The sequence below is a fragment of the Geobacillus sp. BMUD genome (genome assembly GCF_013096845.1).
GTDB classification, from domain to species: Bacteria; Bacillota; Bacilli; order Bacillales; family Anoxybacillaceae; genus Geobacillus; species Geobacillus vulcani.
Map to the genome: position 1 here is coordinate 59,747 of NZ_SDLA01000005.1, position 13,497 is coordinate 73,243.

A 13,497-nucleotide genomic window follows, 5' to 3' on the forward strand; every position below is an offset into this window, starting at 1 on the left:
GCTCGCTTTTCTTGCTTTTGTCGGTATATCGCTATTGACTTATATAAGCACGTAATTATATGTTCATTGACAGAAGCAATCGTTGGTTGGCGTGACCGTTTCAATGAGGTGTGTTCGTTTTTCAATAAGTCAATCGTTTATACATCGCAACTCGCGATGGAGATGGAAGCGACAGCCCGGGTATTGAAGCTGCTCGGCGATCCGACACGGCTGACGATTTTGGCGATTTTGCATAAGCGGGAGTGTTGTGTGTGCGAGCGGCTGGTGGTGTTTTCGACCAGCCAGCATTTGCGTAAGTTGGCTGATCCAAGCGGAGCGGAGAGGGCAATGGGTGTAGTATTCGCTCCGCCCGCAAAGCGAATACTACTCGCTGTTGCAAGCGGTGTTGTCGTACGTTCCGGACCAAGGCGAAACCATTCACAAAATCGAGACAGCGAATCCCGCGGCCCGCTGCGGGTGCTGATCTTTGGCAGCGAGGTGAATGATGGTGGATGGTTGTGAACCGAAACGAAAGGTGGAATGAAACGATGAAGAAAAAAATCATTTATTTCTTATGCACGGGAAACTCATGCCGCAGCCAAATGGCGGAAGGTTGGGCAAAGCAACTGTTAGGCGATGAATGGGACGTGTACAGCGCCGGGATTGAAGCGCATGGGCTCAATCCGAATGCCGTCAAGGTGATGAAGGAAGTCGGAATTGATATTGCGAAGCAAACGTCTGATGTCATCGACCCGGACTTGCTGAATCGCGCCGATTTGGTCGTGACGCTGTGCGGCCATGCGGCCGACCATTGTCCGGTCACTCCGCCGCACGTGAAGCGCGTCCATTGGGGCTTTGACGATCCGGCGAAAGCGGAAGGGACAGAAGAGGAGAAACTCGCGGTGTTCCGCCGCGTGCGCGATGAAATTGGCGCGCGCCTCCGCCGTTTTGCCGAGACGGGTGAATAGGAACGGGGCGGCAAGGCGCAGAAACTGTCGCGCATAGGGTGCGCGGCAGCTGCTCACAAAAACCGATGGCTTGGCCCGTATTTTAGGAGAAGGTGACACCGTGGTTTCCAGTCAGGAGCTCGGTCCTCAGCTCCTTGGTTGGGTGCACATACACGCTACTCGTTTTGCTTATCAACGGAATCCGATGAGGCAGAAGAACCGCCTGAAAAAAGAGTTCCAACCGGTCCTTATACAGACTCGGTTGGAACTTTTTGTTTATCGCTGGTCGGCGGGAAAGACGATGCCGGTTTGTCTTCGCGCTTCGTCCATGATTTCCATCGTCCAAAGCGAATGGCGGTGCGAGTTGATGGCAGACTCCCGTTCCCCGCTTTCGATGAGGCGGATAAACTCTTCCGCCTCGTAATACATCGGCGGTTTGTCTTGCGGGACGGTGATGTCCTCGACGCGCCCGTCGCGGTAGCGAATGTCGATTTTCGCTGGCGTATGGATGGCGTCGATGATCATGTTTCCGTCTTCGCCTTGGATTTCTGAAGGCAAGTGCGAGTTTGTGATTTTGGAATAAAAGACGACTGCATCCATGTCCCCGTAATCCAACACGATCGCCCCCTCGCCGTCAACGCCGGATGCGAGCTTCACGCTTTGCGCCTTCACGCTGCGGGGCTTGCCGAACAAAACGACCATCGGGTACAGGCAGTAGACGCCAAGGTCCATGAGCGCCCCGCTCGAGAAAGCGGGGTTGAAGGCGTTCAGCACCGTCCCTTGTTTGTAGGCGTCATAGCGCGATGAATATTGGCAGTAGTTCGCCACATAGCGGCGGATGCGGCCGAGTTTCGGCAGGTGCTCGCGGATGGCTGCGAAGTTGGGCATGAGCGTTGACTTCATCGCTTCCATCAGAACAACGCTGTTTCGTTCGGCCGCTGTGATCATCGCCCCGACTTCTTTCGCATTCGAGGCGAGCGGTTTTTCGCATAGGACGTGTTTGCCGTGGTTCATCAACAAAATCGCTTGTTCAGCGTGGAACGCATTGGGGCTCGCGATGTAGACGGCATCAATGTCAGGGCTGCTCGCCAGTTCGTGTAAATCGGTGAATGTGCGCGGTGCGCTAACCTTCTCGGCAAACCGCTTCGCTGTCTCGTCCGTCCGCGAGCAGACGGCGGCGAGTTCAAAGGAATCGACGAGCCGCGCGGCGCCAATAAACGCTTCGGTGATCCAGTTTGTGCCGATTGTTGCGAATCGAACCATGTTGTTTGGCCTCCTTCATTTGTATCGATCCCCATTGTACCATAAACCAATGGAGAGGCTTCGTTTTGTCATCGTCATTGAGCAGGTGCGCTTTTCTCTCTAGTTTTCATACAGCTCAATCGGCAGCCCGTCCGGATCTTGGAAGAAGGTGAACCGTTTGCCGGTCGCTTCATCGATGCGAACTGGTTCGGGATTGATGCCATGGCGGCGCAAGTAGGCAATGGCTTCATCAATGTCATCGACGGCCAACGCGAGATGGCGCAAGCCGCACGCTTCCGGGTAGCTTGGGCGTTTGGGCGGGTTTGCAAATGAGAACAGCTCAAGTTGAATGCCGCCGTCCGCTTCTAAATCAAGTTTGTATGAGCGACGGGCGGCGCGATATTGCTCACGGAGGGGCCGAAAGCCAAGAATGTCGGTGTAAAACCGTTTGGACCGCTCATAGTCGGAGCAAATGACAGCGATATGATGAATGGTCGCAAGGCGCATGTCCACTCCGTTACAGAAAACTTATAAAACTTTTATAAAGCCTTTATCAAACTTTATAAAAGTTTATGTTTCTTTCCTTGTTCATCGCACCCGATTTCGCCAAAGCTACTCTCGTTTGATGTGGTGCTCCGAAGGCTTAAACTCCCCACTAACGAATGGGTACATGTCAATAACCGCTTTTCGTGCTAGGCTATTGACTTACCATATTTTTTTAAGTTTCTACTTGCGTTCACATCCCTGTCTATTTTATTTCCACATTCATCACATACAAACGTTCTTTCTGATAAAGAAAGTTTATCTTTTACAGCCCCACAATGGCTACAAGTTTTAGACGAAGGAAAGAATCGATCGGCAAGTATCAACTTGACCCCATTCCAAACACACTTATATTCCATTTGCCTTTTAAACTCGTGGAATGTTTGCTCTTGGATGGCTTTCGATAGCTTTCTGTTCTTTAGCATTCCATGAGTATTTAAGCTCTCCATGACTACATACTCTGGCTTGGTTTTCACCAAAGATGCAGTGATTTGATGAATATAATTGTGCCTGATGTGTTTCAGCCTTCGGTAGGTCTTTCGAACAAGGAATTCCAACTTTTTTATATTGTTTGTTTTTCTGTAACGGTATTCACCTCCTTCTGTTTTTATTTTATTTTTCTCATATTTCCTTGATCGTTTACGTTGCAACCGTTTCAGCCTTTTCTCCAACTTCTTCACTTTTTTTGATTTGTTTATATTGCGAAACTTCTGCCCGTTGCTAACGACAGCTAAATCTTTCACCCCTAAATCGATGCCTATGCCGTCAGTATAATTTTGGTTTTTGTTTTCAACTTCTTCAACTCCAATACTAAACCACCAATTTACTCCGTCAAATATGATTCTTGGGTTGAGATATTTTATATTACTCCCTGTTGGTATTCTGCCTTTTTCAGCCAACTTAACATAATTAAATTTTTGCTTGTTCTTTTTCTTCGATGTGGTTAACTTTTCCAATTTTACATGCGTTTTTGTGATTTTTATTTTTGCCGTATCTTGATAAAAACTTGGTTTGCTTCTCTTTTTTGACTTAAATTTTGGAAACTTTGTCCTGCCTTCAAAGAAGTTTTTGTACGATTGACAAGCATCTTTAATTGCTTGTTTTGTTATATTGTTTGAATAATGATTAAGCCAATCATATTGTTTCTGCTTTTTTAATTGCGTCAATATTTTTCTCAATTCACTATCGTTTAAAAACGTTCCACCATTTTTATAGTTTTCTTGTTGTGTAGCCAATGCCCAATTATATGCCCATCGGGATACGCCTGCACACTCAAATAACTTTGTTCTTTGCTTATTGTTTGGTAAAAGCATGACTTTATAAGTCTTTATCATGTTTTACTAACTCCTTAATCTCCTATTAGCTTGGCAAATTGCCCTATACTGTAATATTTCATAATCATCACCTCTATACACAATTATATTGTATATAGAGTTTTATAAAATTTTATAAACTTATTTTAACTGCACATACCCTCCTTTGTGTATGACGTCTTTTCCCTTCGGTCAACGGAGCGGGAAGGTCAATAGTCAACAGCCATGTCCTCCAACAATAAGATTCTTCCATCGAGAAGCCGTGTCCCCTACCGCGTTGGATGACTAGCGAGGAGGGGATGGTTGGTTTTTCCTATTCCTCTAAAAAGGCTTCCGAATGCGACTGTTTTCTTTGGCAGCGGTCGATGGGGATCATCGTCGCTTTTTCAACGATGCGCTTTGACTTTGGCGCACAGGCAAGAAGTTGTTATGTTGCGATAATGACAACGTTCATCGAGAGTTGTCGAAGCTAGCGAAAAATGTCGGTCCTCCTTATATTGACAGGTCGACAATCTATATACTATCATAAACCTTGTAGGTTGAAAAATTTAGAATATTCATTTTCTATTTTCGTAGAAAAAGATTCTCACCACGAATTTTGTAAGCGCTTCACCGCTGCACTGCCTCATAATCGCAACATCATCGATGCTGCACCATTGTGTTTGTTTCCAATCGCAACACGAGAAGAAGAGGAAGGGGATATCGCTATGATCTATGAATTTAAGTTGCCTGATATTGGCGAAGGGTTGCATGAAGCCGAAATTATTCGCTGGCTCGTCCGTGAAGGGGATGTCGTCAACGCCGATCAGCCGATTGCGGAAATACAGACTGATAAGGCCATGGTCGAAATGACGACGCCGGTGGCGGGGAAAGTGGTGGCGCTTGCTGGGCCGGAAGGGGCGACGGTCAAGGTGGGAGAGCCGTTGATTGTCGTGGAAACCGAGGCGGCGGTCGCGGGGGAAGCGGCGCCGACTGAAGATTCGGTTCGGGAGCCTGTGCCTGCTGCTCATGGAGAAGCGCTGCGTCCAGCCCGCAAACGGGCGATTGCGGCGCCGTCGGTGCGCAAGCGGGCGCGGGAGTTGGGCGTTCCGATCGATGAAGTGGAAGGAACGGGCGAAGGCGGCCGGGTGACGCTCGCCGATTTGGAGCGGTATGTCAGGGAGCGGGAGGCGGCCGCGACGGTGGCGGCAAGGGACGAAGCGAAGAAAGATGCCCTGCCGACCGGCGGCGCGGCTGGAGGACGGCAGGCGAGTATAGCCACATGGACATCCATCGCGGGCTTGGATGCCTTGTTTGAGGAAGAAGAGCGCATTCCACTCCGCGGTTTGCGCAAAAAAATCGCCGAAAAAATGGTGAAATCGGTGTATACGGCGCCGCATGCGACCGGGATGGACGAGATCGACGTGACGAAGCTCGTCGAGATTCGAAAAAGCCTTGCCAGCGAGCTGGCGAAGGAGCAGATCAAGCTGACGTATTTGCCGTTTATCATTAAGGCGGTGACAAGGGCGCTGAAGGAATATCCGATTTTTAACGCTTCGCTTGATGAAGAGACGAATGAAATCGTGTTGAAAAAACGGTATCACATCGGCATCGCGACGGCGACGAAGGCGGGACTGTTGGTGCCTGTCATCCGCGACGCCGATCAAAAATCGATTCGCGAGTTGGCCGTTGAAATCGCCGAACTTTCCGAGAAAGCGCACCGCCAGGCGCTTCGTCTTGAGGAGCTGCAAGGAAGCACGTTCACGATCACGAGCACCGGCGCGGGCGGGGGATGGTTTGCGACGCCGATCATCAATTACCCGGAAGTGGCGATTTTCGGGGCGCATGCCATCAAGCGGAAACCGGTCGTGATCGACGATGAGATTGTCATTCGCGACATGATGGGGATCTCGCTCACGTTTGATCACCGTGTCATTGACGGTGAGCCGGCCGGACGGTTTATGCGGACGGTGGCGCACTATTTGAGCCATCCGGAAGTGCTGCTGCTCGATGTTCGGTAGTCTCATTTGTTGAGCGGCATCAAGAGGCCGCGATGGTGATGGGGAAACAATGGGGGAGGGGATTCGATGTTCGATCCAAATGAGCTGTCCATCGAGATGGTGCAAATTCTCGATGAACATGGGAATGGCGATGAACAGAAGCTGGCGGCGTTTTCTGATGGGTGGCTGCTTGATGCTTATCGGGCGATGCGGCGGGCGCGCGTCATCGATGAGCGGCTGTTGCGCATGCAGCGGCAAGGACGGATCGGAACGTATGCGCCGTTCAGCGGCCAAGAGGCGGCGCAAGTCGGCAGCGCTCTTGCGCTCCGAAACGACGACTGGATTTTCCCGAGCTACCGCGAAGTGGCGGTCTGTTTGCTGCAGGGCATGCCGCTTGAACAGTTTTTCCATTACGTGCAGGGCCGCCTGTCGGGAAAGCGGATGCCGGATGGGGTGAACATTTTTCCGACGCAAATCATCATTGCCGCTCAGACGCTGCATGCCGTCGGCTGCGCGTGGGCATCGAAATTGAAAGGCGAGCCGCACGTATCGGTGGCTTATTTCGGCGACGGAGCGACATCGGAAGGCGATTTTCATGAAGCGATGAACTTTGCCGCGGTATACAACGTGCCGGTCATCTTTTTCTGTCAAAACAACCAGTATGCGATTAGCGTTCCGTACGCCAAGCAGACGGCGAGCCGAACGATCGCGCAAAAGGCGCTTGCCTACGGGATGAAAGGAGTGCTGGTTGACGGCAACGACGTGTTGGCGGTGTATGAAACGATGAAACAGGCGGTCGATGCGGCGCGCCGCGGGGAAGGGCCGATGTTGATCGAGGCGCTCACGTATCGGCTTGGGCCGCATACAACGGCGGACGACCCGACGAAGTACCGGCGGCCGGAAGAAGTCGAAGCGTGGCGGCGGAAAGATCCGCTCTACCGCTTGCGCGTGCTGCTGGAGCGGCGCGGGTTGTGGACGGAGGCGCAGGAAGAAGCATTCGTTGCGGAAGTGAACGCGGAAGTGACAGCGGCGTATGAGGCCGCCATTGCCAGCCCATCCGGTTCCATTGCCGATGTATTCGATCATGTGTACAGCGAGGCGCCGAAATTGCTCGCCGAGCAAAAAGCGGAAGTGATGCGGCGCAAGCAGGCAAAAGGGGTGAAATAAATGGCTGAATTGACGATGATCGAAGCGATCAATGAAGCGATGCGCCAAGAGATGGAGCGCAACTCGCGCGTCATCGTGCTTGGCGAGGATGTCGGCGAAAACGGCGGCGTCTTCCGGGCGACGGATGGGTTGCTTGAGCAGTTTGGTCCTGACCGTGTGTTTGATACGCCGCTGGCTGAATCCGGCATCATCGGCACGTCGATCGGGTTGGCGATCAATGGCATGCGGCCGATTGCCGAAATCCAATTTCTTGGGTTTGTGTATCAAGCGATGGACCAGCTCGCTGCGCAGGCGGCGCGCATTCGCTTCCGCTCCGGCGGGCGGTTTTCCTGCCCGATCGTCGTGCGCAGCCCATACGGCGGCGGGGTGCGGACGCCGGAGCTGCACTCCGATGCGCTGGAGGCACTGTTTACCCATTCTCCGGGCTTGAAAGTCGTGATGCCATCCAATCCGTACGATGCGAAAGGATTGCTCATTTCCGCCATTCGCGACGATGATCCGGTGCTGTTTTTGGAGCCGATGAAGCTGTATCGGGCGTTTCGGATGGAGGTGCCGGAAGAACCGTACACGATTCCGCTCGGCCAAGCGCGGGTTGTGAAAGAAGGAGAAGATTTGACGATCATTACGTGGGGGGCAACCGTGCCGCTTGTCGCCAAACTGGCCGATGAGATGCGGACGAAAGGGATTGACGCGGAAGTGATCGATCTGCGCTGCCTTCAGCCGCTCGATATCGATGCCATCCTCGCCTCGGTCGAAAAAACGGGGCGGGTGATGATCGTCCATGAAGCGGTGAAAACGAGCGGATTCGGCGCCGAAGTGGCGGCCTTGATCAGCGAGCGGGCGCTATTCGCCCTCTCGGCCCCCATCGTGCGCGTCGCCGGGTATGACACGCCATACCCGGTGCCGTCGGTGGAAGATGATTGGCTGCCGAATCCAGCCCGTATTACGGAAGGAATCGAAACGTTGCTGCGCTACTGACGGATGGGCTGCCCAGCGCCCGGTGATGGAAGGGGGCTGGTGCGGCCGGGCCATTCGATAGACAAAAGGGGGAGAGCGATGGGTGTATATGAATCGCTGCTGGAACTGATCGGCGACCGAGAGCGGGTGAGCCAAAACGAAACGGTGCTTGCCCACCACAGCAAAGGCATCGCCTACCATGCGCCGCGCCAACCGGATGTCGTCGTGTTTCCAAAAACGGCGTCGGAAGTGAGTCGGGTGTTGGCGTTTGCCAACGAGCACCGCATCCCTGTGACGCCGTTTGGCGCCGGCACGAGTTTGGAAGGGCATGTCATTCCGGTTGAAGGCGGCATCAGCCTCGATATGACGCAAATGAATCACATTGTTGACATCCGACCCGACGATTTCCTCGCCATCGTTGAGCCGGGGGTGACGCGGTTGCAGCTCAACCAGGCGCTCAAGCCATACGGGCTGTTTTTCCCTGTCGATCCAGGGGCGGACGCGACGATCGGCGGCATGGCGGCAACGAATGCCAGTGGCACGAACAGCGTCAAATACGGCGTCATGCGCGATCACGTGCTCGGCCTTGACGTGGTGCTTGCCGACGGGTCGGTCATCCAAACGGGCAGCTTGGCGGTCAAATCGTCCGCCGGCTATCATCTTACCGGCTTGTTCGTCGGATCGGAAGGGACGCTAGGGATTTTTACCCGTCTCATCGTCCGCCTGCACGGCATTCCGGAGGCGACAACGGCCATCAAAGCGTGCTTTCCGACGCTTGAGGCCGCGGCGCAGGCGGCGTTTGCCGTGTTGAAAGCGGGCGTTGAGCCCGGAAAAATTGAGCTCGTGGACGAGGCGACGATCGCCGCGGTCAACGCATACAAAAAGACGGATTATCCGGTAAAGCCGACGCTGTTTATCGAATTGAGCGGCAGCCGCGCGAGCGTGGACGATGGGACGGAACTCGTCAAAGAATTGTGCGAGTCCGAAGGCGCAGTTTCCTTTGTGGTCGAGACCGATTCGCTCGCCCGCGCGCAGCTGTGGGAAGCGCGTCACCATGCGGCGTTCGCCATTCAAGCCGCCTATCCAGGCAAGGCGATGCTCTCGACCGATGTGTGCGTGCCGTTGTCCGAGCTGCCGGGGGCGATCGCCGATACGCGCCGGCTTGTGAATGAACAGAACATGACCGCCGCCATTTTCGGCCATGTCGGCGATGGCAACTACCATACCGTGCTTGCTTTTGATCCGAACGATGCCGAGGAGATGGCGCGAATCGAGCAAGTGCATGCTCATATCGTCCGCTACGCCCTATCGCGCGGCGGCACGTGCACGGGCGAGCACGGCATCGGCATCGGCAAACGGACGTTTTTGCGCGAGGAAAAGGGCGATGCCGTAGGATGGATGAAGCGGCTGAAACAATTGTTTGACCCAAACGGCATTCTCAATCCGGGGAAAATTTTTTTGCCATAGCGGACGCTCTGCATCCCTGCCTGTTGGCGGGGATTTTTCTTTTGATCGGCGGGTGGTGCAAAGAAGAAATCCGCTAAGTGTGCCTCAAACAACACAACAGTGTCAAGGCTGAGTTGAAAAAACAAACGCATTGTCCGCTAAACCTTGTATGCACAGCCCATTTTCGTCCTTGTAACATAGTGTTACAACATAGAAACAGTTGTTTTTCGTTTTCCTTTTGTTACAACAGGGCGCCATGCCCTTTACTTTTGCCCTCAGGCGCGGTTTAGTAATAGTAGATGGAGCCAAACAACAAGGCGATGGCGTTGCCGCAATCAGCAGAGTTGGGCTCAAACGGTTGGGTTGCTGTCCTTTCCGATCGTTTCCGTCTCTCTCCCTAGCAGTCGATACATTTCTTTCGCTAACCGTTCGAGCAAGTAGATGACCGGGAGCTGGGTTGTGACATCCGTCTGTCCGATCCGCTCCGGTGTGGTGTAGTATGTCAAGTTGTAGTCCGAGATGTTCGCGAGTGTGCAATGTTTCCGGTTGGTGATGCTGATGATCGTGCTGCCGTTTTCCTTGAACCGGTGCACTTGGGCGAGCGTATATGACGTCTCTCCAGACACCGACAAGGCGATCACGGCGCAGTTGTGGAAATAATGGCCGTAAATCGGAAAAAACGGGTCCTTGATGTAGACGGAAAACTTTTGAAAGGCGGAAAAGTAGCGCGAGCCGTATTCAGCCAAAATGCCGGAGCTGCCCGATCCGACGAAAATGACGTGATCCGCCCGGGCGATCGCGGCTGCTGCATCCAGAATGGTCCGCTCGTAATCGGCGGTCAGCGTCCGTTCGAAAAATTCCTTAAGCGCCTCTTGACTGCTGATGATCGCGGTTCGCTTTGTCTCGCGCAAATACAGCTTCCATTTCGTTTTAAATTCACTGAACCCTTCGCATCCGACCTTTTTGCAAAAGCGGAGCACGGTCGGCGGCGAGACATGGACGGCTTCGGCAAGTTCGCGGATGCGCATGTACGCGACTTCATGCGGATGTTTCATCACATAGTCGTAAATGGCGTAGTCGAGCTCGGAGAACTGGGCGATTTGTTCAGGAGTGAACATTGGGACACCTCGCTTTCATGGGACGGAACGTGCGATAGCTGGGAAAGGATGGCGCTTTCAAGCCCATTGGTTGATTCCTACATTGATTATACCATGCCCAACAGGGCGAAAGGGGAAGAGGAATATGGATAAACGATTGAAAATTGCGACGATTGGCGGCGGGTCGAGCTACACGCCGGAATTGGTCGAAGGGTTGATCAAGCGTTATCATGAATTGCCAGTCGGGGAATTGTGGCTTGTCGATATTCCGGAAGGCAAAGAAAAACTCGAAATCGTCGGCGCACTGGCCAAACGGATGGTCGAAAAAGCCGGCGTGCCGATCGAGATTCATTTGACGCTCGACCGTCGCCGGGCTTTGGAAGGTGCAGACTTTGTTACGACGCAGTTTCGCGTCGGCGGCCTAGAGGCGCGGGCGAAAGACGAGCGCATCCCGCTCAAATACGGGGTGATCGGCCAGGAGACAAACGGGCCGGGCGGATTGTTTAAGGGATTGCGGACGATTCCGGTCATTTTGGACATCATTCGCGATATGGAAGAGCTTTGCCCCGATGCGTGGCTGATCAACTTCACAAACCCGGCTGGGATGGTGACGGAAGCCGTCTTGCGCTACACGAAGCAGGAAAAAGTCGTCGGCTTGTGCAACGTGCCGATCGGCATGCGCATGGGCGTTGCCAAGCTGCTTGGCGTTGATGCCGACCGCGTGCACATCGATTTCGCCGGACTGAACCATATGGTGTTTGGCTTGCATGTTTATCTCGACGGCGTCGAGGTGACCGACAAGGTGATTGATCTCGTCGCCCATCCAGACCGCTCTGGTGTGACGATGAAAAACATCGTTGACCTTGGCTGGGAGCCGGACTTTTTGAAAGGGTTAAACGTATTGCCGTGCCCGTACCACCGCTACTACTTCCAAACGGACAAAATGTTGGCTGAAGAGCTCGAGGCGGCGAAAACGAAAGGGACGCGCGCCGAGGTTGTGCAGCAGCTTGAAAAAGAGCTGTTCGAGCTGTACAAAGATCCGAACTTGGCCATCAAGCCGCCGCAGCTCGAGAAACGGGGCGGGGCGTACTACAGCGACGCCGCTTGCAGCTTGATCAGCTCCATTTACAACGATAAGCGCGACATTCAGCCGGTCAACACGAGAAACAACGGCGCCATTGCGAGCATTCCGCCAGAATCGGCCGTTGAGGTCAACTGCGTCATCACGAAAGACGGACCAAAGCCGATCGCTGTCGGCGACTTGCCGGTTGCGGTGCGCGGCCTCGTCCAGCAAATCAAGTCGTTCGAGCGCGTCGCTGCCGAGGCCGCGGTCACTGGCGACTACCAAACGGCGTTGGTCGCCATGACGATCAACCCGCTTGTCCCGTCTGACACCATCGCCAAACAAATGTTGGACGAAATGCTTGAAGCGCATAAAGAATACTTGCCGCAGTTTTTCAAACAGACCAAAGCAGCGGCCGGGCGCTAAACGGCCGCTTGGAAAACGATGGACAAAGCCGCCCGCCGTTGGCGGCTTTGTCATTTCATCGTGAAAAAGCCGCACAACACAAGGGCTTTCTTCCCATTCACGTTCCCCTTATTTTAGACCAAAATCAATGCTTTTCACCAGCCTTTTCGGCAGGATTTTGCCCAAGGCGCGGTGAAGAAAATAAAAGAAGTTCAAATATCACAAGGAGGGAGACTGTGTCCGAAACGCGAATCGACCATGACCGGCTGTTCAAGGAGCTGTTGTCGACGTTTTTTGAAGAGTTTTTGCTTCTGTTTTTCCCGCACGTGTATGAACAAGTCGACTTCCGCCACGTCACCTTTTTGTCGGAAGAGGTGTTTACGGATGTGGCAGTCGGCGAAAAGCACCGTGTGGATCTATTGGTGGAAACGAAGTTGAAGGGGGAAGACGGGCTGATCATCGTCCATATTGAGCACCAAAGCTATACGCAGCCGGCGTTTCCCGAGCGCATGTTCCTTTATCTCAGCCGTTTGTTTCAAAAATACCGCCGCCGCATTCTGCCCATTGCCATCTTCAGCTATGACGCCATCCGCGATGAACCGTCCTCGTTCACCATCCAGTTTCCGTTCCTAACCGTTGTTGATTTCCGTTTTCTGACCGTTGAACTGCGCAAGTTGCCATGGCGCGAGTACATTCGCCGCGACAACCCGGTCGCCGCCGCTCTGTTAAGCAAAATGGGGTATAATGAAAGTGAAAGAGTGGTTGTGAAAAAAGAATTTTTGCGCATGCTCGTCCGCTTGGAGCTTGACGAAGCGAAACAGCGGCTGTTGTTTGGCTTTTTTGAGACGTATTTGCGGTTGTCCGAACAAGAGGAACTCGAATTGCGAAACGAGGTGAACGAAATGGAAACGAAGGAAGCGAAAAAAGTGATGGATCTCATCGTGTCGTACGAGCAACGGGGGATGGAAAAGGGGATTGAAAAAGGAATGGAAAAAGGGATGGAAAAAGGAATCGAAAAAGGCAGGATGGACGTTGCGAAACGGATGCTAGAGAAAGGATATGACGTGCCAACGATTTGTGAGTTGACCGGACTGCCAGTGGAGGCGGTGGAAAAGTTGAAAGAGTAAAAATCGGAGGGGACGCCGTTCCGATGCAGCCAATCTGTTTCGGAACGGCGTTTTTTTGCTCGCTCTGCACTTGATGATGGGCATGGCCATCGCCGCATGGCGAATGATGACGGCCAGACTGATCCCTATTTGGATTTCATATAGATGCAATTCGAAGATTGACCATTTGCCGCTTTTATCGACTGTCAGGCGACCGAACAACGCCGCTGCCAGATCCATAGAAAGGTCTGTG

At 53.1% G+C, this 13,497-nt stretch carries 11 protein-coding genes and 1 pseudogene; 8 read left to right on the forward strand and 4 right to left on the reverse strand.

Annotated elements, in window-relative coordinates; all coding sequences use genetic code 11:
* Nucleotides 1-156: 156 nt before the first annotated feature.
* Both ETC05_RS07950 and arsC read left to right on the forward strand, forming a co-directional pair.
* Nucleotides 157-463 (forward strand): annotated as a pseudogene (locus ETC05_RS07950) (ArsR/SmtB family transcription factor).
* Between the two features lie 64 nt (nt 464-527).
* Complete coding sequence (gene arsC, locus ETC05_RS07955) at nt 528-947, forward strand: arsenate reductase (thioredoxin) (protein WP_171660772.1); 420 nt, start codon at nt 528-530, stop codon at nt 945-947.
* Nucleotides 948-1,202: 255 nt separating this feature from the next.
* Here the strand turns inward: arsC and ETC05_RS07960 are convergent, their stop codons facing one another.
* From ETC05_RS07960 to ETC05_RS07970, 3 genes are all read right to left on the reverse strand, one after another.
* Complete coding sequence (locus tag ETC05_RS07960) at nt 1,203-2,189, reverse strand: Gfo/Idh/MocA family protein (RefSeq protein ID WP_171660773.1); 987 nt, start codon at nt 2,187-2,189, stop codon at nt 1,203-1,205.
* A gap of 99 nt (nt 2,190-2,288) precedes the next feature.
* Nucleotides 2,289-2,675: an SMU1112c/YaeR family gloxylase I-like metalloprotein gene (gloA2, locus tag ETC05_RS07965; protein ID WP_031406816.1), complete on the reverse strand. Its 387-nt coding sequence runs from the start codon at nt 2,673-2,675 to the stop codon at nt 2,289-2,291.
* 185 nt (nt 2,676-2,860) lie between these two features.
* Entirely contained in the window at nt 2,861-4,045 is a 1,185-nt protein-coding gene (locus tag ETC05_RS07970; protein WP_171660774.1) for an RNA-guided endonuclease InsQ/TnpB family protein, read from the reverse strand.
* A 686-nt stretch (nt 4,046-4,731) separates the two neighbouring features.
* Between ETC05_RS07970 and ETC05_RS07975 the strand changes: the two genes are divergently transcribed.
* The 4 genes from ETC05_RS07975 to ETC05_RS07990 all read left to right on the forward strand — a co-directional run bounded on the left by ETC05_RS07975 (nt 4,732) and on the right by ETC05_RS07990 (nt 9,594).
* Complete coding sequence (locus tag ETC05_RS07975; protein ID WP_171660775.1) at nt 4,732-6,024, forward strand: dihydrolipoamide acetyltransferase family protein; 1,293 nt, start codon at nt 4,732-4,734, stop codon at nt 6,022-6,024.
* A gap of 66 nt (nt 6,025-6,090) precedes the next feature.
* Nucleotides 6,091-7,170 carry a pyruvate dehydrogenase (acetyl-transferring) E1 component subunit alpha gene (gene pdhA / locus ETC05_RS07980; RefSeq protein WP_171660776.1) on the forward strand — a complete coding sequence of 360 codons (1,080 nt, stop codon included), beginning with the start codon at nt 6,091-6,093 and terminating at the stop codon, nt 7,168-7,170.
* Nucleotides 7,171-8,148: an alpha-ketoacid dehydrogenase subunit beta gene (locus tag ETC05_RS07985; protein WP_171660777.1), complete on the forward strand. Its 978-nt coding sequence runs from the start codon at nt 7,171-7,173 to the stop codon at nt 8,146-8,148.
* A gap of 78 nt (nt 8,149-8,226) precedes the next feature.
* Complete coding sequence (locus ETC05_RS07990; RefSeq protein ID WP_171660778.1) at nt 8,227-9,594, forward strand: FAD-binding oxidoreductase; 1,368 nt, start codon at nt 8,227-8,229, stop codon at nt 9,592-9,594.
* A gap of 329 nt (nt 9,595-9,923) precedes the next feature.
* Here ETC05_RS07990 and ETC05_RS07995 read toward each other — a convergent pair whose 3' ends face one another.
* Complete coding sequence (locus ETC05_RS07995) at nt 9,924-10,691, reverse strand: MurR/RpiR family transcriptional regulator (protein ID WP_031406825.1); 768 nt, start codon at nt 10,689-10,691, stop codon at nt 9,924-9,926.
* A 124-nt stretch (nt 10,692-10,815) separates the two neighbouring features.
* On the opposite strand from ETC05_RS07995, the gene ETC05_RS08000 reads away from it, so the two are divergent.
* Both ETC05_RS08000 and ETC05_RS08005 read left to right on the forward strand, forming a co-directional pair.
* On the forward strand, nt 10,816-12,159 hold the full coding sequence (locus tag ETC05_RS08000) for a 6-phospho-beta-glucosidase (RefSeq protein WP_171660779.1): 1,344 nt from the start codon (nt 10,816-10,818) through the stop codon (nt 12,157-12,159).
* A 215-nt stretch (nt 12,160-12,374) separates the two neighbouring features.
* Entirely contained in the window at nt 12,375-13,265 is an 891-nt protein-coding gene (locus tag ETC05_RS08005) for an Rpn family recombination-promoting nuclease/putative transposase (RefSeq protein ID WP_171660780.1), read from the forward strand.
* The last annotated feature ends 232 nt before the right edge of the window (nt 13,266-13,497 follow it).

Coding starts and splice junctions, on each gene's coding strand:
- ETC05_RS07985 (WP_171660777.1), top strand. CDS start 7,171: ATGGCTGAATTGACGATGATCGAAGCGATCAATGAAGCGATGCGCCAA.
- ETC05_RS07970 (WP_171660774.1), bottom strand. CDS start 4,045: ATGATAAAGACTTATAAAGTCATGCTTTTACCAAACAATAAGCAAAGA.
- ETC05_RS07960 (WP_171660773.1), bottom strand. CDS start 2,189: ATGGTTCGATTCGCAACAATCGGCACAAACTGGATCACCGAAGCGTTT.
- gloA2 (WP_031406816.1), bottom strand. CDS start 2,675: ATGCGCCTTGCGACCATTCATCATATCGCTGTCATTTGCTCCGACTAT.
- arsC (WP_171660772.1), top strand. CDS start 528: ATGAAGAAAAAAATCATTTATTTCTTATGCACGGGAAACTCATGCCGC.
- ETC05_RS08000 (WP_171660779.1), top strand. CDS start 10,816: ATGGATAAACGATTGAAAATTGCGACGATTGGCGGCGGGTCGAGCTAC.
- pdhA (WP_171660776.1), top strand. CDS start 6,091: ATGTTCGATCCAAATGAGCTGTCCATCGAGATGGTGCAAATTCTCGAT.
- ETC05_RS07995 (WP_031406825.1), bottom strand. CDS start 10,691: ATGTTCACTCCTGAACAAATCGCCCAGTTCTCCGAGCTCGACTACGCC.
- ETC05_RS07975 (WP_171660775.1), top strand. CDS start 4,732: ATGATCTATGAATTTAAGTTGCCTGATATTGGCGAAGGGTTGCATGAA.
- ETC05_RS07990 (WP_171660778.1), top strand. CDS start 8,227: ATGGGTGTATATGAATCGCTGCTGGAACTGATCGGCGACCGAGAGCGG.